The 23,668-nt window shown below is 51.8% G+C and carries 17 protein-coding genes and 1 pseudogene; 6 read left to right on the top strand and 12 right to left on the bottom strand.

Translation table 11 applies throughout. The features are described 5' to 3' along the window. Position 1: 1 nt before the first annotated feature. Entirely contained in the window at positions 2 to 286 is a 285-nt protein-coding gene (locus L6H98_RS05170) for a hypothetical protein (RefSeq protein ID WP_236413402.1), read from the top strand. Positions 287 to 428: 142 nt separating this feature from the next. Here L6H98_RS05170 and L6H98_RS05165 read toward each other — a convergent pair whose 3' ends face one another. Then, positions 429 to 1,196 carry an SDR family NAD(P)-dependent oxidoreductase gene (locus L6H98_RS05165; protein WP_236413400.1) on the bottom strand — a complete coding sequence of 256 codons (768 nt, stop codon included), beginning with the start codon at positions 1,194 to 1,196 and terminating at the stop codon, positions 429 to 431. Positions 1,197 to 1,394: 198 nt separating this feature from the next. On the opposite strand from L6H98_RS05165, the gene L6H98_RS05160 reads away from it, so the two are divergent. Then, positions 1,395 to 2,033, top strand: a complete 639-nt coding sequence (locus L6H98_RS05160; RefSeq protein WP_236413398.1) for a TetR family transcriptional regulator — start codon at positions 1,395 to 1,397, stop codon at positions 2,031 to 2,033. Between the two features lie 28 nt (positions 2,034 to 2,061). Here the strand turns inward: L6H98_RS05160 and cobA are convergent, their stop codons facing one another. From cobA to nirB, 3 genes are read right to left on the bottom strand one after another with little or no spacing between them, the layout of a single operon-like run. Continuing rightward, complete coding sequence (gene cobA, locus L6H98_RS05155) at positions 2,062 to 2,850, bottom strand: uroporphyrinogen-III C-methyltransferase (RefSeq protein WP_236413396.1); 789 nt, start codon at positions 2,848 to 2,850, stop codon at positions 2,062 to 2,064. 53 nt (positions 2,851 to 2,903) lie between these two features. Then, positions 2,904 to 3,221, bottom strand: coding sequence for a nitrite reductase small subunit NirD (nirD, locus tag L6H98_RS05150; RefSeq protein ID WP_236413395.1), 318 nt, complete (start codon positions 3,219 to 3,221; stop codon positions 2,904 to 2,906). 16 nt (positions 3,222 to 3,237) lie between these two features. Continuing rightward, positions 3,238 to 5,682, bottom strand: coding sequence for a nitrite reductase large subunit NirB (nirB, locus tag L6H98_RS05145; RefSeq protein ID WP_236413394.1), 2,445 nt, complete (start codon positions 5,680 to 5,682; stop codon positions 3,238 to 3,240). Between the two features lie 479 nt (positions 5,683 to 6,161). Between nirB and L6H98_RS05140 the strand changes: the two genes are divergently transcribed. Further along, positions 6,162 to 6,755 (top strand): ANTAR domain-containing protein, encoded by a 594-nt coding sequence (locus L6H98_RS05140; RefSeq protein ID WP_236413393.1) that lies wholly within the window; start codon positions 6,162 to 6,164, stop codon positions 6,753 to 6,755. A gap of 25 nt (positions 6,756 to 6,780) precedes the next feature. Further along, a complete protein-coding gene (locus L6H98_RS05135; RefSeq protein ID WP_236413392.1) occupies positions 6,781 to 7,851 on the top strand; it encodes an anthranilate phosphoribosyltransferase in 1,071 nt (356 codons plus the stop codon). Between the two features lie 6 nt (positions 7,852 to 7,857). On the opposite strand, the pseudogene L6H98_RS05130 reads toward L6H98_RS05135, so the two are convergent. Both L6H98_RS05130 and L6H98_RS05125 read right to left on the bottom strand, forming a co-directional pair. Beyond that, a pseudogene (locus L6H98_RS05130) lies at positions 7,858 to 8,145 on the bottom strand (acyl-CoA thioesterase); the annotation flags it as partial. 118 nt (positions 8,146 to 8,263) lie between these two features. After that, positions 8,264 to 9,109 (bottom strand): AraC family transcriptional regulator, encoded by an 846-nt coding sequence (locus L6H98_RS05125; protein WP_236413391.1) that lies wholly within the window; start codon positions 9,107 to 9,109, stop codon positions 8,264 to 8,266. A 270-nt stretch (positions 9,110 to 9,379) separates the two neighbouring features. Here L6H98_RS05125 and L6H98_RS05120 point away from each other — a divergent pair, with 270 nt between their 5' ends. Then, complete coding sequence (locus tag L6H98_RS05120) at positions 9,380 to 10,993, top strand: glycoside hydrolase family 43 protein (RefSeq protein WP_236413390.1); 1,614 nt, start codon at positions 9,380 to 9,382, stop codon at positions 10,991 to 10,993. Between the two features lie 104 nt (positions 10,994 to 11,097). Here the strand turns inward: L6H98_RS05120 and L6H98_RS05115 are convergent, their stop codons facing one another. The 6 genes from L6H98_RS05115 to L6H98_RS05090 form a co-directional block, all read right to left on the bottom strand. Continuing rightward, on the bottom strand, positions 11,098 to 11,976 hold the full coding sequence (locus tag L6H98_RS05115; protein ID WP_236413389.1) for a carbohydrate ABC transporter permease: 879 nt from the start codon (positions 11,974 to 11,976) through the stop codon (positions 11,098 to 11,100). Positions 11,977 to 11,990: 14 nt separating this feature from the next. Further along, positions 11,991 to 12,872 carry a sugar ABC transporter permease gene (locus tag L6H98_RS05110; RefSeq protein WP_236413388.1) on the bottom strand — a complete coding sequence of 294 codons (882 nt, stop codon included), beginning with the start codon at positions 12,870 to 12,872 and terminating at the stop codon, positions 11,991 to 11,993. Between the two features lie 91 nt (positions 12,873 to 12,963). After that, the gene (locus L6H98_RS05105) at positions 12,964 to 14,289 is read right to left on the bottom strand and encodes an extracellular solute-binding protein (RefSeq protein WP_236413387.1); all 1,326 of its coding nucleotides are present in this window, start codon (positions 14,287 to 14,289) and stop codon (positions 12,964 to 12,966) included. A gap of 122 nt (positions 14,290 to 14,411) precedes the next feature. Next, on the bottom strand, positions 14,412 to 15,203 hold the full coding sequence (locus tag L6H98_RS05100) for a response regulator (protein ID WP_236413385.1): 792 nt from the start codon (positions 15,201 to 15,203) through the stop codon (positions 14,412 to 14,414). Further along, positions 15,178 to 16,956 (bottom strand): sensor histidine kinase, encoded by a 1,779-nt coding sequence (locus L6H98_RS05095; protein WP_236413384.1) that lies wholly within the window; start codon positions 16,954 to 16,956, stop codon positions 15,178 to 15,180. The genes L6H98_RS05100 and L6H98_RS05095 overlap by 26 nt, the downstream gene beginning before the upstream one ends. A 322-nt stretch (positions 16,957 to 17,278) precedes the next feature. Then, the gene (locus tag L6H98_RS05090) at positions 17,279 to 17,902 is read right to left on the bottom strand and encodes an acetate uptake transporter (protein ID WP_236413383.1); all 624 of its coding nucleotides are present in this window, start codon (positions 17,900 to 17,902) and stop codon (positions 17,279 to 17,281) included. Between the two features lie 444 nt (positions 17,903 to 18,346). Between L6H98_RS05090 and L6H98_RS31245 the strand changes: the two genes are divergently transcribed. Continuing rightward, positions 18,347 to 23,542, top strand: coding sequence for a fibronectin type III domain-containing protein (locus L6H98_RS31245; protein WP_290371419.1), 5,196 nt, complete (start codon positions 18,347 to 18,349; stop codon positions 23,540 to 23,542). Positions 23,543 to 23,668 lie beyond the last annotated feature (126 nt).

The raw sequence follows: 23,668 nt of genomic DNA, 5'->3' as shown, positions 1-23,668 counted from the left end.
CATGTCAGAATCAAATGCAATCAACGAGCAGGAAATGATGCAATATATCGCAGACAAAACGAAGGCCGGCCAAGCGGATATCGCGCTTGTCCTGAAGCATGAGCAGGAATATATCAACCGCGCCCATCAGAACGCCAAAGGCGACGTGGACATTGACGGCGACGATTTGGCCGACTACATTGTTGGCCGCAAGGATGTCAAGCTGGACGAACTGACGGTGGAGAGCATTCTCGATGCCGAAATGGATTACCTGATCGAGAAAGGACACGCCGGATACGTAGATTAAAGAGCTGTGAGGAATTGGCGTGTTGAGGCCGTCGTCACATGCCCAAAAGAAAACGAAAGACCTGTATCACCACCGCGCTGGCGATGCTGATACAGGTCTTTTGGTTTGAGGGATTCCAAGCAAGCAGATCTATCTTATTATTTTATTGCCCCATCATCCCGCCATCGACGGTGTACAACGAGGCCGTTACATAAGAAGCTTCTTCGGATAGAAGGAAGTTCATGACGGCAGCCACTTCTTCCGGTTCGCCGTAACGTCCCATCGGAATGCTGGCTACTGTCGCATCTTGATAACCTTCCACGTCGCCGGAATTGGCTTCGATTTGGCGCATCATGCGTGTGTTGATTGTACCCGGCAGAACGGCGTTGACACGGATTCCGAACGATGCAAGCTCATTGGCTGCCGTACGAGTCAATCCGATGACCGCATGTTTGGACATGATGTATGGCGATACTGCCGGTGCGCCCATCAGGCCGGCGAGGGAAGACGTGTTCAGGATCGCGCCGGATTTTTGTTGTTTCATGACCGGAATGACATGCTGCAGTCCAAGGAACACGCCGCGTACGTTCACGTTGTATACGAGGTCGAGCGCTTCGACGCTCAGGTCTTCGATCAGGCCGGTAGGGCCTTCGATGCCTGCATTGTTGGCAAAGTAGTCGATGCGTCCGAACTTGTCAACCGCCTGTTTCACGTAGTTTTTAACGTCTTCTTCTTGGGATACGTTCGCTTTGACCGCGATGACATGTTCTTTGTCGAGTTGAAGTTCTTCAATCGTTTGTTGGATGGCTTCTTCGTTCAAGTCGACGAGAACCAGGTTGATTTTGCGTTCGGCGAGACGACGTGCCAATTCTTTGCCGATGCCTCCGGCTGCTCCTGTGATAACGGCTGTTTGTGTATAGGATGTGCTCATGATTAAATCTCTCCTTGTGTATAAAATGGTTGGTGGGCCTATTGATGAATGGTACAAATGGTCATCTGTACTTCCTGTCTTAATGTTAAGATATACACAAAGTTGTGACAATAATCATTGACGATGAAAATGTCCGCTATCGTACATTCATGTAAGCAGTGTTCATTTAGGCTGCAATAATGGACAAAGGAGGCGAAAATGTTGATTATACACCATCCTCATGATCGGAGGGCACGCAGGACGCAGGATGCAATTATCGCTGCGGCCGTGTCTTTGATTTTGGAAAAAGGGGTAGATGCGGTAACGATTCGCGATATTACGGAACGCGCAGATTATAATCGCGGCACGTTTTATTTGCATTTTCCGGGCAAACCCGAGCTGCTTGAGTTTATGTTGGAGGATTTCATGCAAGGCGTGGGGAGGGCATATGCCGAACCGTATATGAATTTGAAAGAGGTGGACATGACGGCTATGCTGCCTTCCACCATGCCTGTATTTGAATATATCGAGGCCCATCAGGACATCTTTCGGGCGCTCATGACGATGCATAACGACATGAATTCGCGACTGTGCAGCATGTTCAGAACGTATCTGACCAAGGATTTCGTGCTGGTGACCGAGGATAGCGAGCAGACGATCAACTATGACATCATGTTGAGCTATCTCGTTTCGGCTACTGTGGGCGTCATCATGCACTGGGCGGAGACGGGATTCAAATATTCGGCGCACTATATGGGAGAACAATTGACGGCTCTGATCAACATCAAACCGACCCGTCTGCTGATCGAGCCAGGGCAGAAGGGTCGGACGATTCACGAGCGCATATTGTCGGATTAATGAGCACGAGGGGAGTGAGGGCTATACCTTAACCTGTCATGGAGGACTCCGCGGAAGACTGCAGATGCAGCAATTGTTCGCGAACCTTCACGACTTCGCCGATGACGATCAGCGCCGGGTTGCTGATCTTTTCGGATACGGCCAGCATATGCAGGTCGGCCAGCGTACCGGTAATGACACGTTCGGCTGACGTGGTGCCTCGTTCGATCAACGCGGCCGGAGTGGAGCCGCTTTTGCCGTGCCGAAGCAGTTCCTGCTGAATATGGGGCAGCTGGCTTATTCCCATATAGATCGCCAGCGTATCGACGCCGTGCGCGAGCAGGTCCCATCGGACGGAAGAAGCTCTGCCATCGCTGCCCGTTCCGGTGATGCAGGCAAACGAAGAGGAGAGTCCGCGATGGGTGAGCGGGATTTGGGAGGACGCGGAGCTGCCCGTCGCCGAAGTGATGCCGGGCACGATCTCGTAATCGATGCCGGCTTGGGCGAGCGCCAGAGCCTCTTCGCCGCCGCGGCCAAAGACAAACGGATCGCCTCCCTTGAGGCGCACGACCCTTTTTCCTTCAAGGGCATGGGTTACCAGCATGCGTCCGATCATCTCCTGAGTCATGGAGTGCAAGCCAGGAGCTTTGCCGCAGTAGATGCGCAAGGCATCCTCCGGCGCTTCGGCGAGAAGCCGGTCATTTACCAAACGGTCATACAGGATGACATCGGCCCTTTGAATGCATTTCAGCGCTTTGACCGTAATCAGATCAGGATCGCCAGGGCCCGCTCCGATGATGCTGACGCTCCCCCGGGAGCCTCGGTTGCTTTGGTTCATGAGCCATTCCTCCTTGATGAAATGTCGGCCATTGCTTCCGACCACGCTGTCGCTTATCCTGCAATCGTAATGTAAATATCGCCGCTGCTGCTATCCACTTCGGTTTTGTACGTGTTCAGGCACCCATCGTCCGGTTCATATACTTTGCCGCTCCGAAGGTCGATTTTCCAGTCATGCAGCGGGCAGTGAACGGCCGTGCCGCATACCATGCCTTCCGATAACCTCCCGCCTTTATGGGGGCACCGATTCTCCACTGCATGCAGACTGCCATCGCTTAGCTTGAATACGGCGATTTCCGTATCGCGGATCATGAAGGTGCGAGCTCCTTTTTCCTCGATGTCCGCCAGATGTCCAATTCGCAATCGATCCATTGCTGTTCCTCCTTCTCTAGTGGGCTGCAGGCTGCACGTTGGCCAGCGGCGTGAAGTTTTTGCGCAGCTCGTCGTTCTCGATAATTTCCTTCCAAGGATCAACGGTATGTCCCAGTGTCAGCTCCAGTCTTTCGATCAAGGCCAGCCGCACGTCCCGGTCCGCCAGCGCTTCCTTCACGTGGTCCAGTCCGACCCGCTCGATCCAGGCTGCCGTTCTTTCGTTCCAGCGAGCGTTCTCGCGGTAATATTGCAAGTAGGCATACGTCCATTCTTCCACTTCCAGATCGGTCTTCACCGTACATAACAGTTCGGCCGCGCGAACCTTGACGCCGCCGTTGCCGCCGACATGGATTTCCCATGCGCCATCGATCGCCACGACGCCGAGATCCTTGATCGTGGCTTCCGCGCAGTTTCGCGGGCAGCCGGATACGGCCAGTTTAACTTTGGCCGGAGCCACCATTTTGTCGAGTTTCTTCTCCAGGCGGATGCCCATTTCGATGGAATCCTGCGTGCCGAAACGGCAGAAGGTGGAGCCTACGCATGTTTTGACCGTCCGCAGCGCTTTACCGTAACCGAAGCCGGAAGGCATATCGAGTTCCTCCCATATTTTCGGCAGGTTTTCCTTTTGCACGCCGAGCAGGTCGAGACGCTGCCCGCCCGTGAATTTGACCATCGGCACGTCGTATTTCTCGGCTACGGTGGCAATTTTAATCAGCTCTGCAGGAGAGGTGACGCCGCCATAGATACGTGGGATGACGGAGTATGTGCCGTCCTTTTGAATGTTGGCATGGTACCGCTCGTTCGTGAATTTCGATACCCGCTCGTCTTCATATTCGCCCGGCCAGATCATGCCGAGGTAATAATTGAGGGACGGACGGCATTTGGAACAGCCTTCTGGCTCGTTCCAGCCGAGCACGTTCATGACCTCTTTGACACTCTTGAGGCCCATCTCCTTGATGCTTGCGACAATCTCGTCACGATCGAGGGAGGTGCATCCGCAGATGCCTTCTTTCACCTGTTCACCGACGGCATCTCCTGCAAAGTGTACGAGCAGCGATTCCACGATGGGCTTACACCCTCCGCAGGAAGCGGAGGCTTTGGTACACGATTTGATTGCGCCAAGTGTATTGCAGCCTTTGTTCAGCACGGCATCGCCAATGGCCGCTTTGGTGACTCCGTTGCATCCGCAGACGATCTCGTCATCCGGCATGGCCGCCATGCGCTCGGCTGCGGACGGGCCGCTGCCTGATCCGCCTCCAGCAGGCACGCCGAGCAGAATTTCCTTCTCGCGGCCGCCGATGTTCTCCCCGCTTTTGATGAGGGAGAAGAGGGAGGCGCCGTCGGTCGTATCGCCGAACAGTACGGCTCCGATCAGCCGGCCATCCTTGATCACCATCTTTTTGTAGACATTGTCCACGTCGTCCTGGATCCGGATGCTGCGGGTATCGGCCGAATCCTTGAATTGTCCTGCCGAGAACACATCTACGCCGGACACCTTCAGCTTGGTGGAGGTCACCGACCCTTCGTAACCCTGGGTTGCCGCGCCGGCAAGCCGCTTCGCGAGCACCGTCCCTTGTTCGTATAAGGGAGCGACAAGTCCATAGGCGATGCCCCGGTGCTCTGCGCATTCGCCTACAGCCGAGATGCCCGGGATGCTGGTGTTCATGTAATCGTCGACGATGACGCCGCGATTCACCTCGATTCCTGCTTTGCGGGCAAGATCGATCTGCGGCCGAATGCCGACGGCCATGACTACAAGATCGGCTTCGAGGACCGATTGGTCAGTGAAACGCAGCGCTTTAACCCGTTTTTTGCCCGTAATTTCCTCGGTCTGTTTGTTTAACAGGAACTTCATGCCTTGTGCTTCCAGCTCCCGCTGCAGCATCAATCCTGCCGGAAGGTCGAGGTTCCGGTCCATCAAATGACCGTTGATATGAATCACGGTAACGTCCATCCCAAGATTCAGCAATCCGCGCGCCGCTTCCAGGCCCAATAGTCCGCCGCCAATGACGGCAGCTTTGCGGTAGCTTTGAGACGCTTGCATCATCGTTTCGCAATCCTTGATGTCACGGAAGCCGATGACGCCTTCTTTGTCGGAGCCCGGGATGGGCAGGATGAATGCTTGGGAACCGGTTGCCAGAATCAGTTCGTCATAACTCGCCCGCACGCCGGCTTGGGATAACACTTCCTTGCGATCGGCATCGATGTGAATGACAGGGTCGCCTGGATAGACGCGGATGCCATGTTCTTCGTACCAGCTCCAGTCGTTGATGACGATATCTTCAATGCTCGTTCCGCCGGCCAGTACGGAGGAGAGCATGATCCGGTTGTAATTGGGATGCGGCTCCGCGCCAAAAACGGTAATTTCGTAAGCGTGCGGTGCAAGCTTGAGGATATGTTCAATTGTGCGGATGCCCGCCATGCCATTGCCGACCAGCACCAGTTTTTTCATTGTACTCATGTCGATAACCCCCTTGGTCCATTCTGCGTGATTCCTGCAGCCTTGCCTGAAATAGAAAAAGCCTGTCATGCCCCGGAGGAGTGCGCATACATGCGCATCCCTTGACTCCGAGATTGCAAAACAGGCTTCTTTGCCGTTTTCACCAGCTACGCCGTTGTAACTGTGATCGATATCATATGGTGTTGTTATGGCTAACTATAGAATATCCATCTCAATATGTCAACATAGTTAACACAAAAAAGTAATTGAAATTTGAAGTTAATTATGTTTACATTGGGTGTATCAGCCGGTCGTTTGCTTCTATGAAGCGAGCTGCCTAGGCGTCAGAATCGGTCGTTGAACGAAAAGCTCGTCTCGAATTACATGAAGGCGATTGAAGTGAAAAGTGTCATTCGATGTGACATAAATTAACGATTGAAACGCTTACATTGCGATTTTGTGCAAATTTCCGATTAAGTAGTGGGAGGGATTGATCCGCCATGCGTTCTATATTGGTCATCCGTGTGTCGCCGCCTCCATTCGCCTCATCCGACATGATCCCTCCGACACCGGAGAAGTTGCTGGGGGCTAACGGGTATCATGTTCAGGTTACGAGCAATGAGCAAGATGCTCTCAAGTTGGCCGGCGAAGTGGATGCTTCTGTTCTACATTTACCTCTGACCGAGGCAGAACATTGGGCTGATTGCTTGGGAAAGGGCAAAACGGGAACACCGCTGCTCTGGTGGTGTGCACCCGATACGGTTTCGACATCCGCTGAGGTTTGCGAGGTCGGTGTTGCCTTCGATGGAATGCTCACCCCTTCCATGGCGGGGGCGGAGATTCATTGGACGCTCCACTTTGCTGCCAGGCATTATATGGAACGCAAGCAGTGGGAACGGGAACGCCAGCAGCTCCATTCCAGGCTGGAGGACCGGAAATGGATCGATATGGCCAAAGCCATTCTGTGTGAGATGAGGCATATCTCCGAATCGGAAGCCTATGATCAATTGCGCAGGAAAGCGATGGATGAACGGAAACGGATGGTGGATGTGGCTAAGGCAATCGTGAAGGCCCATCAGTTGCTTCAGTCTTAATTCGGAAGGGGGATTCATTGTGGATATGTCTGCCATACTTAGAGAGGTTGGACGGGGCAAACGGGGTGCGCGCGATTTGAACTACGAAGAAGCGTTTGCGGTTGCGGGTAAAATATTGAATGGGGAAGTATCTCCGGTGCAGACAGCCGCCTTCCTGATGGCCGAGCGCATGAAAACGGAGAACGTGGAAGAGTTGGAGGCGTTTGTGCATGCCTGCCGTAACGGCGCGGAGCGAATGGCCGTCTTCGAAGACGGGCTGGATTGCGCAGGTCCGTATGACGGCCGAACCAAATCGTTCATGGCGACGTATCCGACCGCCTTTGTGCTTGCCGCTTCAGGGGCACGGGTCACGCTGCACGGCAGCGAGCCTTTGCCTCCCAAGTGGGGGGTGACTTTGCCTGTACTGCTGCGGGAAGCCGGGATTGATCCGCGGCAGATGGATCGCGAGGATGCAAGGGAAGCTGCGCTGCGGACCGGGGTCATGTATGTATCGTCCGAGGACTGGTGCGCGCCGCTGCGTAAGCTTAGACCGCTCCGGGAGGAATTGGGATTCCGTACGGTGTTCAATACGGCGGAGAAGCTGATTGATTTCAACCACTCCCCTTATCTCGTGTTCGGCGTGTTCCATAATACGTTCCTGGACCGGATCGCCAAGCTTCTTACCCGATTCCGGTACCGCCGCGCTTATGTCGTTCAGGGCATGGAAGGCTCCGAGGACTTGTATATTGATCGGCCTACGCGGGTATACGGCGTGGAAAATGGGGAGATGCAGCTGGAGCTCGTGGACCCAGCGGCGTACGATTTGGATATCCCTGCACCCGAGCTGGCGTGGACGGCGAAGAAGCAGCTGGAGGTTGCCGAAGCGGTATTGAGCGGTGAAGCGCATGTTGCTTTTATCAACCAGGTTGCGCTTAATGGAGGCTTTCGCCTGTATGCGATGGGACGCGTCAGTTCCATCGAGGAAGGCATTTATACATGTCAGGGCTTGCTTGAGGATGGATCGGCATACCGCATTTATCGGCAGTGGTGCCTGACTATGGGCGGGGAGCTGCCGGATCGCAGAACGCTGTCCACATATCCGGCTTCGACCACATAGGAAGCATTATTCCCAAGGGCAGCTAACGGTCAGGAAGTCGGCAAATTTGTTGCTCTCTTCCCGCCGCTGCCTTCTCATGACTGCCCGTACAGGAGCGGTTTCATATCGTTTTTTCTCCTCTTCCGTTTCCGGATTGATCCTGGGTACGATCAGCTTGCGTTTATTTTCGTTCAAAGCCACAAAGGTAAGAAAGGCCGTTGCGGCGATTTTCTTTTCCCCTGTCTTCAGATCCTCGCGAATCACCTACACGAATATTTTCATCGAACTCCGGCCCGTCCAGGTTGCGAACAGATCCCAGCATTACCGAGTCCGACGATCGATCGGAAACAGGATGTCGACCGCTGAAGCTGCCGAATGCCTCGGTCTTCCGGAATTAGTCTATCCTGTCTTCGCCATGTGCGTAAGCGGTCCATTATTTGTGGAATCTGTCGCGGAATTGGCTTGGAGATTCCCCTGTCCAGCGTTTATACTGCCTGCTGAAATGAGCGATATTTTTATAGCCCAGTCTAGAGGAAATTTCCTTGATGGACGTCTCGGGATTCATGAGCAGCAACTTGGCCTTTTTGAGCATCAGCATAGACATGTACTGTCTTGGCGATAAGCCGAATGAACGGGTAAACATGCGATTGACTGAAGATGTGCTGTATCCGACGTCTTGTGCTATGGACTCAATCGTTTCATGGGTTCGAATTTCCCCCTCCTCACTGTCCATGTCGCCGACGATCTGCTCCAGCCTGGAGGCAACATAGGAAGCGGTGGGGGATATTTGCGACGAGATGCCGTGCCCTTCCTGAGACAGGACATGGCTGAGTGTTCCGAACAGCTCAAACAAGGCGGACAGGATTATCATGCGGGACTGGACGCTCACGCCAGCTCCCTCCAGCGTAAGCATAATCAGTTTGTCCAGTGCGGGACGAATCGCGTTGCTAAGCTCGCTGTCTGAGGCTGAGAAAGGACTGACCCTGGCACATAGCAGCTCTCTGAAATCCGGTTCATCTACATCAAAATGAATGCAGTAATAAGTCATGCCTCGGTGAGCGGCCGCATAGCTTTCGTGTTCCTCTCCCGGGATAAGGAGCAGCAGGTCGCCTGGCTGTTGTGTAAAATGCTGCCCATTCACTTTCATCTCTTGAGTACCGGATAAAACGAGGTTTACCTCGAAGAAGGGATGAGAGTGAACAGGATAGCTCCAATGATGATCTACGGTGCGGTAATGGGCAGCAAAGACACGGAAGGTTGAATTCATATCAGGCAGCATAAACTCAGTTCCTTTATATTCCTCTTTGTTCCCCCTATGATCTCTTATCACATTTTCTCTGCGTTCCATAATCGATGCACCTTCCAATAGGTCAGCAAACTTTTGCTTGATTTGGGTAAATAGTGACTTCTTCTGGATATGGGTAAGTATGAATAACTTTGCTATGATTACAGTATACTACTAAATTTTCACGGATTTCTGCCTGTTGAAGAAGAAGGGTAAATATAGTGCCAGCAGACAGGATTATCCGTAATGCAAAGGAGCAAAACGATGGCTGTTATTCAGAATCCGATCTTGACTGGGTTCAATCCGGATCCAAGCATTTGCCGTGCCGGGGAGGACTACTATATTGCAGTATCGACATTTGAATGGTTTCCGGGTGTAGGAATCTATCATTCAAGAGACCTGAAGAACTGGAGGCTCGTATCAAGGCCTTTAAATCGTCTAAGCCAGCTGAATATGATGGGAAATCCCGATTCAGGAGGCATTTGGGCGCCAGCATTGTCTTACTGTGACGGGAAGTTCTGGCTTATTTACACGGATGTTAAAGTGACGGAGGGACAGTGGAAAGATTCTCATAACTACCTGGTTACCTGTGACACCGTTGACGGAGAATGGTCTGAACCGATTTATTTGAACAGCTCAGGCTTTGATCCCTCCCTGTTCCACGACGAGGACGGCAGAAAGTACCTTGTCAATATGGTTTGGGATCAGCGTGTTGGAAATCACCCTTTCTACGGAATTGCTCTGCAGGAATTTGACCCGGTACAGCAGAAGCTGGTGGGCAAAGCAGAGATTATCTTTAAAGGAACCAGTATCAAGCTGACAGAAGCTCCGCATTTGTACAAAATTGACGGTGTTTACTTCCTGCTCACTGCGGAAGGCGGAACGAAGTATGATCATTGCTCCACGCTGGCCCGTTCCCGAGATCTACGCGGACCTTATGAAGTGCATCCGGAGAATCCACTCATTTCGTCCTTTGCACATCCGAGGAATCCGCTGCAAAAGGCGGGGCACTCTTCCATCGTGCATACGCACACCGACGAGTGGTTCCTTGTCCATTTGACAGGAAGACCTCTTTCGAGAGAAGGACATCCGCTCCTTGATCCGAGAGGATACTGTCCGCTCGGTCGTGAAACAGCGATTCAACGCCTTGAATGGAGAGACGGATGGCCTTACGTCGTCGGCGGCAACCAGCCTTCCCTTCAGATCGAAGGCCCGAATATGGAAGAGGTCAAGTGGGATCCTGACTTCCCGGAAAAAGACGATTTTGACAGCGAAGAGCTGAATCTGCATTTCCAAAGCCTGCGTATTCCGCTTGGCAGCTCGGTTCTCTCATTGACGGATCGCCCGGGGCATTTGAGATTGTACGGCAAAGAGTCCTTCTCGTCCAAGTTTACGCAGGCCTTCATCGCAAGACGCTGGCAGCATTTCCGCTTTACAGCGGAGACGAAAGTTGCGTTTAATCCAACGACTTTCCAGCAATCGGCAGGACTTGCAAACTACTACAATACCCAGAACTGGACCTCCTGCCAGATTACCTGGAATGAGGAAAAGGGAAGGGTGCTGGAGCTTGCAGTATGTGATAACTTCACGTTCTCCCAGCCTCTGCAGGGGCAGGAGATTGTTATCCCGGACGAAGCGGAGTACGTATACCTGCGTGTCGATGTGAAGTACGACATTTACGAGTATTCTTATTCTTGGGATGGCCGGAATTGGTCGACTATTCCAGTACAGTTCCAATCTCACAAGCTGTCGGATGATTACATTCAAGGCGGCGGCTTCTTCACCGGCGCATTTGTGGGCATGCGTTCTCAAGACACATCAGGCCAAAGCCTGCCTGCCGATTTTGATTACTTCATCTACAAGAGCAACGAAGCGTAATCTAAACATGTGTTAAAAAAGCTCCGAGTCTCTCCGCAAAGGATTAATCCTGCGCAAGAGGTTCGGAGCTTCTTGTATTAATCGCATAAACAGCCTGTTCTACATCAGCCTTTTACGGCTCCTGCCGCCATTCCCTCAACAATCCGGTCGCTGAGGAACATGTAGGCAACGAGAATCGGCAGAATACTGATCATCAGCGTCGCACCGATGGCGCCCCAGTCGGTTGTGTACTGGCCGATAAAGTTCTGGACGCCAACGGTCAGTGTTTTATATTGATCGGAGCTGATAAACGTATTTACGAAGATGAATTCATTCCAGTTATAAATCATGTTGATGATTCCTGTTGTGGCAATAACAGAGCTTGTCATCGGAAGAACGATGCGGAAAAACATTCGGTTAACGCTGCACCCGTCGATTACGGCCGCTTCTTCGACCTCTTTAGGAAGCGCATAATAGAAACCCAGCAGGATCATAATCGTAATCGGCATATTAAAGGCGACATAGGAGAGCACCAGTGAAAGCGGATGATCCGTCAGGCCGACCTTGTTAAACATGCTGAACAACGGAATTAATGTGGAATGGACAGGAATCATCATCGCGACCATAAACAGGCCGAGGACAAGAGAGCTGCCCTTCCATTTCATCCGGGTGATGGCAAAGGTCACAAGGCTTCCAAGCACCACGGTGATGATTGTTGCTGCCACGGTTATCCAAACACTGTTGAAAAAGTAAACATCAATATTGCCTGAGTTCCATACCTTTGCATAGTTTTCCCACTTCGGATTTGCCGGTAGAGACAGCGGAGGCAGGTTAAATACCTCCTGGTTATTTTTGAGCGAGAAGAGCAGCAGCCATACGAGTGGAAACAGCTGGAATGCTGCAACCCCGATCAATATAATGTATAGAAGCGAGTATCCGGTCTTTTTTAGTATACCGGAACCGGATTGCGCAGATCCGCCAAGCCGGGCAGTGCTTTCCATCATGATGTGTTACCTCCTTATGAGTATTGAATCGTATCTTTGGTCGCTGTTAATTTACGAATGATCCAGGTCACGACAAGACAGATAATGAGCAGGAAAAAGCCGATGGCGCTGCCGTATCCGAAGTCGTAGGATTTAAATGCCTCGCTGTACATGTAGGAGGCCATAACTTCACTTGAGCCGTTTGGCCCGCCGCCTGTCATGACGTAGATCAAGTCAAAATATTTAAGCGAACCCACAAGGGATAGCACGATGGTAACCTTAATGACTTCCATAATAAGCGGAAGCTTGATTCTAAGGGCAATCTGTATGCCTGTAGCGCCGTCGATTTTTGCCGCTTCTTCAAGCGATGTCGGGATGTTCTTCAGTGCAGAGTAGTAGATCAGAATATAGAAACCTGCATACTGCCATAGGATGGGAATAAAGAGCGCAATCAGTACAAGTGAAGGGTCTGCCAGCCATGCAGGAGGGTCCTCGAAGCCGATGGACGTCAGAAAGCTGTTAATAACCCCGTTTGTCGGATGGTACATCCGAAGCCACAGCTGTGCAATAGCAACAGAGGACAGCAGCATCGGGACGAGATAGATTTTGCGGAACAGATTAGCTCCCTTAATGCGACCCGCTACAACCATAGCCACAGCCAGATATATAATCAAGCTTAAGCCTGAGAAGAAAGCGAGCAAGAGGGAGTGCCAAGCGCTGCTCCAAAATACGCTGTCCTGCAGCAGCTCCTTATAGTGATCCAATCCGATAAATTTCATGGCGCCTATTCCGTTCCATTCATGCAGGCCGTAATATCCAGTTAACAGAATCGGGATATAAACGAGCACCAAAATTAACAGCAGGGATGGAAGGACGTAGAGTGCGATCATCTTCTTGTTAGACATTACCTTATCCATTTGAGTCAAACTCCTTTCCGTTCTGCATAATAAGCTGACCCGGTGCAAGAACCGGGCCAGCTCACCTGATTTTGATGGTTATTCTTGTTGGTTACTTCCCGGAAATAGCCTTGTCATGCTCGGCAGCGAAGTTTTCAGGAGTCACCGCTTTGCCAAACAATGCCTGGATTTGATTCAGATGGGTTTCAGCCGCTGATGCCTGCATCTGCACATCGGCATACAAAGTAATGCTGGTTGCTTTGTTCATTTCGTTGAACAAGTCAATATACAGCTGAGGGAGCTCAAGTGAAGCAGTGTCTACTTTAGTTGCCGGGATCACACCTGCGCCGGTAACAGATTGCTCACCCCATTTAGCTACAAAATACTCTACGAATTTCTTTGCTTCTTCTTTGACTTTGGAATTCTCAGATACGAACAATCCTACGCCGGGTCCGCCTACCCAGCTGTCAACGCTTCCTTTGCCGCCTTCGACTGCAGGGAATTTAAAGAAACCGACGCTGTCGCGGAATTCCTGAGGGATTTCCTCGTTCGTTGTAAAGTTAGGAAGCTCCCAAGTACTCATGATGTACATTGCTGCGTTTCCATTCAGGAACTCGGATTTGGCTTCTTCATTGGAAAGCCCGTTAAAGCCTTTAATAAAAGCGTTGCTGTCTACGAGTGACTGTACTTCAGCTGCCGCCTTGAGCAAGCCTTCATCGGAGAAGGAGCCTTCGCCGTTAATCGCTTTAGCAAGCGCCTCTTGTCCGCCAAAGCGTTCAGCAAGGAACATGTAAATGAGAGATCCTGTCCAGCGGTCCTTATTGCCGAGCGCAATGGGAGCAACACCGTTGTCGGTAAGAGTAGTAATAACCTGTTTCAATTCATCATACGATTGCGGTGTTTTCAGTCCATACTGTTCAAAAATAGCCTTGTTGTAGAAAACAGGGGTAATGTTAAACTCCAGCGGCAGACCGTATGTCTTGCCATCAATATTGAAGGCTTCCGTTGTTCCTTCTACAAATTTTCCGCTTAAATCACCGTCCAGCAGATCATCTAACGGAGTGAACAGTCCGCCTTCAACATAAGGGGCCATAAAGCCTGCAGCCCAGGTAATGCCGACATCAGGCAATTCATTGGAAGCAGAGAGTACCTTCAGCTTGTTTTTATACTGTTCGTTGTCCAGCACTTCTGTCTTGATCGTTACATTCGGGTTTTCTGTCTGGTAATCTTGAATAATTTGATTTACGATTTTATTTTGTCCGGCAGATACACCCTCAGGCCACAGATGCATAAAGCTGATTGTTGTTTTATCGCCGTCCGAGACACCTTCATCTCCATTTGCGCTGCCATTGCTGCCGCTGCTGCCACAGCCGGCAAGCGCGATGGCGAAGCATAGCGTCATGATCATAAACGTCCACTTTTTACTAGATTTGAACACGTTTACATCCCCTTTGCTTATTGATCTTGGTCGGTTGTGAAACCGCTTTATCGACTCTAGTTGAATTGTAGCAAAGCTTTTGTAAGCGCATAACGTAACAGGCTTTGGGTGTAATACCACTTTTATTGGATTTTCTCCTCCGAGCTGGTTTGCAGATTCGCTCTATACCTGCCCGGGCTTACATTCTCCGCTGTTCGAAACACTTTCACAAAATATTTCGGAGTCTGGTATCCGACGAGCTCCGAAATCTCGTTAATGGAAAGTCTCGTATTCACGAGGAGCTCCTTGGCGCGTTGAAGTCTCTTGCGAGTCATATAATCGCTGAAGGTAAGGCCGGTTTGCTCCTTGAACAGGGAACTAAGATAGCTTGTATTCATATGAAGCACCCGGGACAGATCACGCAGGGATACCGGCTCGTTCAGATGCTGATCAAGGTAATCCATCGCTTCCCGAATCGATGTGCTGTACATACGATTCTCTTGAGCGGTCTCCATCAATTTTGGATCGACCAGCTTTTTCATCTGCTCTACTTGGTTCTGGTCCTCATAACGCTTAAGAGCCAGCTCCGCCGCCGCAACGAGCTTCTTCTTGTCGATCGGCTTGAGTAAATATTCGACTACACCGTATTTCAGCGCTCTTTGGGCGTAATCAAACTCGGCATGCCCTGAAATGACAATAACGACAGGAGGGGAGGGGGATGAATGGATTTGTTCAATCAAATCGAGCCCGCTGATTTCCGGCATGCGAATATCGGTAATGACAAGATGGGCATGATTCACCTGCAGCCATGCCAACGCTTCTACTGCACTCGATAAAATATGGATCGTGTGCTGTCCGGATGACCAAGATTCTAGCGTTTTCCGTATGCCTTCTCTGGTTCTCGGTTCATCATCCACAATGAGTATTGTCTTCATGATAAAAAGACCCTCCCGGTTCATTTGGTATCGTAAGTGCAATGACGGTTCCTTTTCCTGCTTGGCTCGTTATACGCATTTCAGGTTCCTTGGTGCTGTAACTAAGCTTTAATCTTCCGTAGATGTTGGCAATGCCGATGCCCTTTCCTTTTGAAGAAGCCGAACGTCCTTCTTTCATGGCCGTGTATAGGGATTGAATCTTCTCGTCGTCCATTCCCGGTCCGCTGTCTTTGACTATAATCTGCGTATATCCCGGACGTTCTGATGGAGAAACCGTCAGCTCAATGCTCCCTGGGCCGACTTGCTGTTCAATTCCATGTAGAATGGCATTTTCGACAAGGGGCTGAATCAGCAGCTTGGGTATAGGAACAGATCGTAATGAAGGATCGCATGTGATACTCCAGGAGAGCCTGTCTCCCATCCGAATATTCATAATCGTCAAGTAACGCTCAGCATGCGTCAGCTCATGATCTATAGCCACCCACTCGTCCTCATCCCCCCGGTTAATGACATAGCGAAACAGACCGGACATCGCAATGACACTCTCAGCCAGCTCATCCTCTCCTTTTTCGTCGAGCGCCCAGTAGAAGGCTTCCAGCGTGTTAAACAAGAAATGGGGGTTGATCTGAGACTGAAGCGCTTTAAGCTCTGTACGGCTTTGCAAAATTTCTTTTTGATACACGACCTCTACGAGCTCATTCATTCTGTCCACCATCTGATTGTATGTGTTGTTCAGCTCCCGTATTTCAAGTGTGGCAGAGGTAACTGTACTTGGCTTTAACGTCCCGAATTTGGAATTCCGCATCACCTTAATCAAGTTCAGAATGGGCTTCGTAATCATTGTAGATAGAAAAAAGGACAGGATGATGAACAGCAGGGCGCCTCCAATGCCTGAAACGATAATGACGGTTTGAAGCAGGCTGATGCCCTCTGCCTTGTAATCTGCCGGGGATAAAATGACCAGGTTCCAGCCTGTCTTTTCCGAAGGCTTCGTCACCGTGATATACGATTTACCGTCCAGCTGAATGGAAGATTGAAGCTGGTGCGCTTGAATATTCGCGCTGATGCCTGGCATGGGAGCGATCGAAATAGGCTTGCCGGCTCCGTCGAACAAATTCATGTACTCCAGCGGCCGATTGCTGTTGGATTGGGTATCGGTGAGCTGAAAGTAGCTTTTATCGATACGTACGACCAAATAACCGGCTGCCTCAAACGACTGGTTGATCAGTCTGATGTTGCGGATCGCAACGACACTGTGAGAATCCCGCGGATCAATGCCGAACCAGACCAGTCTGCCCTGTGCTCGATCTGCTTCATCCACTAGTCCGTGTTCTACGCGCTGATCCAGCTGCACATCATCCAGCGGCAGAAGTCTACGGTATTCCTTCGTGTAAATTTCGATGGAGCGGATGGAGGCTGCGTAAGCTTCCAGCTTGCGCACCTCTTCCTGCAGGTTTTGTCTCTCTGTAAAGCTGAGTGTCCCGCCTGCGGACTCCTGAGCCAAGTAAAGCTGGACAGAAGGATCCGTCGCGACTTGAGAGGTCCAGGTATCAATTTGGCTCACTAAAGCCTCCAGCTTGCCTGTTGTCTGAATAGCGGTCTGCTCAATGTGGCTTTCCGCATTGTTTCTAAGCAGAACGGAAACCTGCTGATACAGAATAAAAGCAATGGAGCCGAGAACAAGCATCATGACAAATAGGGACCCGATAAAAATTTGATTGCGAAGTGTGTTTAAATTACGGGAATCGATCATGAGGTTCACGTTTCCTTTCAATCTGTAAGTGCTTACATTTTGATTGTTAGCGGTCTTTTAACTTCGATGTGACGTCAGCTGCACATTCTCAAATTCTAATTCGTTCTTCTTCGTTCGACAATACCTTCATCTTCCCGATGCTTGAAAAGGAAAAGTGCTTGAATGAAATGGGGAAATGTTCGAGCATTGAACAAAAGAGGGGCGTCCCTCAGTCATCGATGATGACTTTCGGGACACCCCTTCGAAAAGGATAACAGCGATCGGAAAATGGTACTGCAATCGCAGTAGCCTGGTGTGGTTTATTTATGCGGTTTCTATATTATTAAGCCTTGGCTTTGAAAATGCCGGATGGTCCACCAACGGGCAGGAACGTTCGCCCGAAGTGGGCGTTCAGCACCGAAGCTCCCGTACCGTACAATGATACGATTCCGATGCACAGCTCGGCATAGGCTGCAATGGTATGGAAAATATGCGGGGCAATGCCGAAGGCGTCGAAGGTAAGGCCCAGGAACAGGAAATCGATCAGAATGAAAATGATCAGCAATACCTTGTTCGCTTCCACGGCGCCCAGCGTCATGAACAGGGTGAAGATCAAATATCCGGCAAAAGCGAATCCGAGCTGCTTGCCATCGGTTTGTTCCGCAAGAGTGGAGCCGAACACGCCCATTTTGATCAGCCAGTTTGCCCCCATCGCAAACCAGAAAAATGCGTATGCGCCAAAGGCCGTTGTACCGAAGGTGTTATTTCTTTTCGAATCTTGAATGCAAGCGAACAACTGCGCGAACGCGCCGAGGAAAATCGCCCATGGGATCGCGTAGCTAAGCCCTTCCGTGATGCCGAGCTTTTGGGAAGAGGCGACCAAAGTGACGATGGCCAGCCCGAATAATCCCATCGCGCTGGGATCGGCGTTTATGATTTTGACTTGAGTGCGTGAATCGGTTTGCATAGTTGTTGATAAGCCTCCAATGGTTCAAATCGGATGGTGCGAAGCATACATCCTTGAATGGTTTAAATTTGTATCCGCCGGGTCCGGACACACATTGCCCTATTGTAACTGAATGGTTGATGATTGAAAAGGACATTTATCGCTATGGCGGTGCTGATCCACTGAAACGGTTTTGAGCAAGGGTAATACATCAAAAAATCGGTTTTTTAATGGAAGAAGACGGAAAATTACATGTTCATTCCCTGGGAGAAAGGATAGTATCTAGAAAGTAATTTACTTTTGGTATGGGGAGGGAAGCGGGCGGGCCGATGCGGGGCCCGGAAATGACATAAATCAGAGAAGAAAAACGTTGGATACGACATATTGCAAGCGCTTACTTGTTTAGTGGTTTCATCAATTTGTCTGTAATCATTCAATCATGAGATGACGAAAGGATGGGTATTGATGATCGCGAAGACGCGACGAATCGGCTTGATCTTGCTCATATGGGTGTTTACCATCTCCAGCATGGGCTGGGGGACGATGTTTGGCATGACAACGGTAAGTGCGGCTGCTTCCGAAGGGAATGCTGCCGATGCAATCTTTCATAAATACGACTTCGGTTCGGGAGGGACGGCAGACGGATATACGGCGGTTGACGCGAGCGCTGCTTATTCTGCCGGGGCGGGTTACGGCTTCACGGATCTGTCTAAAGTTACGGTACAGGATCGGGGCACGGAAGATCCGATCAAATCGGACTTTGCCTTGCTGGCCGAAGGGGCAGGCTTCAAGGTTGATTTGCCGAATGGCGATTACACCGTTTCCCTGGTGGCGGGCGACCCGCAAGGGAATACGGACATTGCCATCAAGGTGGAGAGCATGGATAAGGTGCTGCCCACGGCCAAAGCGGCTGGTGAATTTTTGGAGATGAGCTTCGACATTGCGCTGGTGGACGGGCAGATGAACTTTGAGTTCGCCGGAACGGCCGCCAAATTGAATGCGCTTACGATTGAAAGGTTGCCTGAGCGGGAGGCTGGGAGCAAACCGGTGCTGTACCTTGCGGGCGATTCCACCATGCAGACGTATGACCCGTACTGGAAACCTCAAGCCGGATACGGCCAGATGCTGCCATCGTTCTTCAGTGATGCCGTGGAGATCAAAAACCATTCCATCGGCGGACGCAGCTCCAAGTCATTTATTTTCCAAGGCAGGCTGGATGAAATTTTGCGCGCCATTCGTCCGGGCGATTACCTCCTGGTTCAATTCGGGCATAACGACGCAACGATCAGCGTTCCCGATCGCTACGCCTCACCCGCCGATTACAAAAACTACCTGAAGACTTACATAGACGGGGTGGAGCAGCGGGGTGCTACGCCAATTCTGGTGACGCCGATGGGACGCCGCGATTTCAACGCGGATACGGGCAAATTTAATGTGTCTTTCCCTGAATACGTGCAGGCGATGAAGGAAGTCGCGGCCGAGAAAAACGTGAAATTGATCGATCTCAGCGCGCTTAGCATCGCATATTACGATTCCATCGGGCCGGAGGCGACCTTATCGGTATTCCTTCATGTGCCGGCGGGTATCTACCAGGCCTTCCCGAACGGCGCAACGGATAATACCCACTTCCAGGAATACGGAGCGATCCAGATCGCAAGGCTTGTTGCCGGTGCCATCCGTGAGCTGGACCTTCCGTTGTCCGCCGCCGTCAAGGATGCGCAGGTTCCGGCCGAAGTGCCGGCCAAACCGCAGGATCTTAGAGCAGGCAGCATCAGCAACGCAGGGGCTGTGTTGAAATGGACGGCTGATGACGCCGCTGATATTTACAAAGTGTACCGGAAACTGGCATCCGAGCCGGAATCAGCCTACAAGCTGGCAGGAACGGCCACCGTGCCTACGCTTACGCTTAGCGGATTGGCCGAAGGACAATCCTACACCGTTCGAGTTACTGCCGTGAACGGACGCGGCGAATCGGAAGCTTCGGATGAAGTCGGCTTTACGACCAAATCGGCCAATTACCGTTATGATTTCGGCCCGGTCGGCTCGCCGGTAGCTGCAGGGTACACCGAGGTCAATCGGAATACGATTTATACGCCGGAACGGGGTTACGGCCTGACCTCTTCAGCCAATATGGCTGATCGGGACCGTGGCAGCGCCACCGATGACCTGCGCCGCGATTTCGTCATTTATTTCGGCGGGTCGTACGAATTCAAGGTGGATTTGCCGAACGGAACGTACTCGGTGAAGACGTATACGGGCGACTGGATCGGATCGGCCAGAACGAACGTTAACATCGAAGGCAAAGATTACGGTACCGTCTCCTCCGGCGCCCAAAATATTGCCGAAAAGGTGTTCAACCAAGTCACGGTTCAGGATGGACAGATGAATCTGGTGTTCAGCGGACAAACGGCGCATTTGAACGGGATCGAGATCACGCCCGTATTGACGGCTCCCGCAAACCTGAAGCTGGATGAATTGAACCTCGACGCCGATCCGATTACGGCTGCCCTATCATGGGAAGCGGCGGCGGATGCGGCCGAGTACAAGGTGTATCGCCAATCCGGCGGAGCCTCCAAGGCCGAGCTGCTGATTACGACGGCAGAGACCGTCTACGTGGACAACGAAGTGGAGCTGGGCGGAGAATATGTATACACGGTTACAGCCGTGGACAGCACGGGGACGGAATCGGTAACTTCCAATGCCTTGTCCGTATCGACCATTGATTCCACCGTCGACAAAGCCGAAGTCCCTTCCGGCTTAACGTTGCAGAACATTAACAAGAACGATGCCACCATCGGCTGGAATGAAGCTGCAGGTGCACGTTCATATCAGATTTATCGAGCGGTCAAGGCAGACGGACCTTACGACCTGATCGGTCGAACCAAAGAAACGACATATACGGATTCCACGATTCTGAGCACGATTCCTTATTACTACAAAGTCGCTTCCGTCAATGCGGGCGGCGTATCGGAGCTGTCGGCCGTCCTTGAGACGCCTGTCGCAACGAAGCTGGAACGCGAGATGGAGTATTTGGATCGCGCACCGGTAGCGGTTCGGACGGATAACGGCAACTATCTCGGCTGGCGCATGCTGGGCCTCGACCCTGAATCCATTGCATTCAACGTATATCGCGACGGAGAAAAGCTGAATGAGGAGCCGATCGCGAATAGCACGAACTATACCGATGCGGAAGGAACGGAGAATTCCAAATACCGCATTACAAGTGTGTTGAATGGCATTGAAAAAGCGGCGACCAAGGAGTTCGGCGTATGGCAGGAGCAGTATTTGCCGATACCGCTGCAGAAGCCAGCGGATGCCTATACGAAAGATGGTCAGCCATATACGTACCATGCTGGCGATGCCAGCGTGGGTGACCTGGACGGTGACGGAGAGTACGAGATCGTGCTGATGTGGTATCCATCTAACGCTAAAGACAACTCCCAGGCCGGATACACGGGCATCGTGTACATGGACGCTTACAAGCTGGACGGAACCAGGCTGTGGCGCATCGACATGGGGCGGAATATTCGCGCAGGGGCTCACTACTCTCCGTTCTTGGTATACGACTTTGACGGCGATGGCCGGGCAGAGCTGATGATGCGTACTGCCGACGGCACCGTCGACGGGCAGGGCAAGGTGATTGGCGACGCCGATGCCGACCACCGCAACAGCTCGGGGTATGTTTTGCTCGGCGACGAGTTCCTCACCGTGTTTGACGGCAGGACCGGAGCTGCTCTCGATACGGTGGACTATGATCCGCCGCGTGGGGACGTGGCTTCATGGGGAGACGGATACGGCAATCGCGTAGACCGCTTCCTGGCAGCGGTAGCTTATGTGGACGGGGAACGTCCAAGCGCCATGTTCAGCCGCGGTTATTATACGCGCACCGTGCTTGCAACCTATAACTTCCGCGACGGCAAACTCAGCCAGGTATGGCGTTTCGATTCCAATGATGAAGGGCACGCGGAGTATGCCGGTCAAGGCAATCATAATTTGTCGGTTGCCGACGTCGACGGAGATGGCAAGGACGAAATTACGTTTGGTGCCATGGCGATCGATGATGACGGCAAACCGTTGTACAACACCAAGCTCGGCCACGGGGATGCCATGCATTTAAGCGATCTGGATCCGACGCGTTCGGGATTGGAAGTGTTCGGCGTGCACGAGAACAAAAGCTCGCAGTACGGAATGGAAATGCGCGATGCAGCGACAGGAGAAGTGCTTTGGGGCGTATTCACCGGCATGGATACCGGACGCGGTATGGCGGCAGACATCGATCCGAATTACCCGGGATCGGAAGTATGGGCTGCAACCATTACGAATGAACAGCATATCCCGATTACCGGTCTGTACAGTGCCCAGGGGGAACTGATCTCCGCAAATATTCCTTCTTCCACGAATTTCGGCATCTGGTGGGACGGGGACCTGCTGCGCGAGCTGCAGGACGGCATTCGAGTCGACAAATGGGACTACGAAAATCAAACCACGGTGAACCTGCTCACGGCTGCGGGATCAGCCTCCAATAACGGCACCAAAGCCAATCCGAGCTTGCAGGCTGACCTGTTCGGCGATTGGCGCGAGGAAGTGATGTGGCGCAGCGAGGACAGCTCGGAGCTCCGCATCTACACGACAACGGATGAGACGGACGTGAGAATTCGCACGCTGATGCATGATCCGGTGTATCGTCTTGGCGTAGCATGGCAAAATGTTGCCTATAACCAACCGCCGCATACGGGTTTTCATCTTGGCGTAGGCATGGAACAGCCTGCAGCACCGAGCATTCGCTATGTCGGTGAACCGCAAGCCCCCGAGGATACAACCCCTCCGGTCATTTCCGGACTGCCTGCAGAGAAAATGAAGGAAGATGAAGTATTGAAGGTGGACGTCCAAGCCGAAGATCCCGAATCGGGCATTACCCAACTGGTGCTGACCTGGGATGGGGAGCTGGTGAAACAGGGTGACGAAATCAGTCTGAAGGGTCTGGTCGGCAAACACAAGTTCACTGCACGAGCGGTGAATGGAGCCGGTCTGGCCACCGAATTGTCGGTCGAAGTGACGGTCGTGACTGCGGATCAGGCAGACGGGGCACCGGGAATGCCGGTGTTGTCCGATAATAACACGCATGGAGATGGCCTCGCTGATGGAAGTTATACGATCACGATGAACATGTGGTGGGGAAACAACGGTACCGAATACAAATTGTATGAGAACGGCGAGCTGATCGATACCCAGCAGCTTGCTGCGTCGACGCCATCGGCCCAGAAGGCGGTCACGGACATTTCAGGACGAGTCAACGGCACATATGTTTACACGTGTGAGCTGATAAATGCCAAAGGGACGACCGAATGTGCGCCGCTCACCGTGACGGTTGCGGATGCATCGCCAGGCCAACCTGTGCTTTCATCCGACAATTGGGATGGCGACGGCAATTACATCATTACCATCAATATGTGGTGGGGCACCAATGCTACCTCATATCGCCTGTATGAGAACGGAGCAGAGATCGATGCACAGACGCTGACGGCAGCCACGCCTAATGCCCAAGAGGCGAAGGTGACGATCTCGGACAGAGCTCCGGGGGAATATGAGTATGTTGTGGAATGGATCAATGAAAGTGGATCGGTAAAGAGTGATGTCTTGAAGGTAACCGTCAGACCTTGAATAATCCAGATCACAAAGCGATAACGAATTGATCGGTTGGCAAATGAGGAGAAGCGCCTCTCTGCAATCTGGGTCGGCCCATGCGGGTCGAATCTCGACAGAGGGGTGCTTTTTGGTCTACATGGA

The organism is Paenibacillus sp. JJ-223 (assembly GCF_927798175.1).
GTDB classification, from domain to species: Bacteria; Bacillota; Bacilli; order Paenibacillales; family Paenibacillaceae; genus Paenibacillus; species Paenibacillus hubeiensis.
This window is presented reverse-complemented; position numbering and strand designations above follow the sequence as displayed.

Bases quoted from the DNA above. Each gene is read 5' to 3' on its own strand.
- L6H98_RS05170 (WP_236413402.1), top strand. From the start codon at position 2: ATGTCAGAATCAAATGCAATCAACGAGCAGGAAATGATGCAATATATC.
- L6H98_RS05165 (WP_236413400.1), bottom strand. From the start codon at position 1,196: ATGAGCACATCCTATACACAAACAGCCGTTATCACAGGAGCAGCCGGA.
- L6H98_RS05160 (WP_236413398.1), top strand. From the start codon at position 1,395: ATGTTGATTATACACCATCCTCATGATCGGAGGGCACGCAGGACGCAG.
- cobA (WP_236413396.1), bottom strand. From the start codon at position 2,850: ATGAACCAAAGCAACCGAGGCTCCCGGGGGAGCGTCAGCATCATCGGA.
- nirD (WP_236413395.1), bottom strand. From the start codon at position 3,221: ATGGATCGATTGCGAATTGGACATCTGGCGGACATCGAGGAAAAAGGA.
- nirB (WP_236413394.1), bottom strand. From the start codon at position 5,682: ATGAGTACAATGAAAAAACTGGTGCTGGTCGGCAATGGCATGGCGGGC.
- L6H98_RS05140 (WP_236413393.1), top strand. From the start codon at position 6,162: ATGCGTTCTATATTGGTCATCCGTGTGTCGCCGCCTCCATTCGCCTCA.
- L6H98_RS05135 (WP_236413392.1), top strand. From the start codon at position 6,781: ATGTCTGCCATACTTAGAGAGGTTGGACGGGGCAAACGGGGTGCGCGC.
- L6H98_RS05125 (WP_236413391.1), bottom strand. From the start codon at position 9,109: ATGCTGCCTGATATGAATTCAACCTTCCGTGTCTTTGCTGCCCATTAC.
- L6H98_RS05120 (WP_236413390.1), top strand. From the start codon at position 9,380: ATGGCTGTTATTCAGAATCCGATCTTGACTGGGTTCAATCCGGATCCA.
- L6H98_RS05115 (WP_236413389.1), bottom strand. From the start codon at position 11,976: ATGATGGAAAGCACTGCCCGGCTTGGCGGATCTGCGCAATCCGGTTCC.
- L6H98_RS05110 (WP_236413388.1), bottom strand. From the start codon at position 12,872: ATGGATAAGGTAATGTCTAACAAGAAGATGATCGCACTCTACGTCCTT.
- L6H98_RS05100 (WP_236413385.1), bottom strand. From the start codon at position 15,203: ATGAAGACAATACTCATTGTGGATGATGAACCGAGAACCAGAGAAGGC.
- L6H98_RS05095 (WP_236413384.1), bottom strand. From the start codon at position 16,956: ATGATCGATTCCCGTAATTTAAACACACTTCGCAATCAAATTTTTATC.
- L6H98_RS05090 (WP_236413383.1), bottom strand. From the start codon at position 17,902: ATGCAAACCGATTCACGCACTCAAGTCAAAATCATAAACGCCGATCCC.
- L6H98_RS31245 (WP_290371419.1), top strand. From the start codon at position 18,347: ATGATCGCGAAGACGCGACGAATCGGCTTGATCTTGCTCATATGGGTG.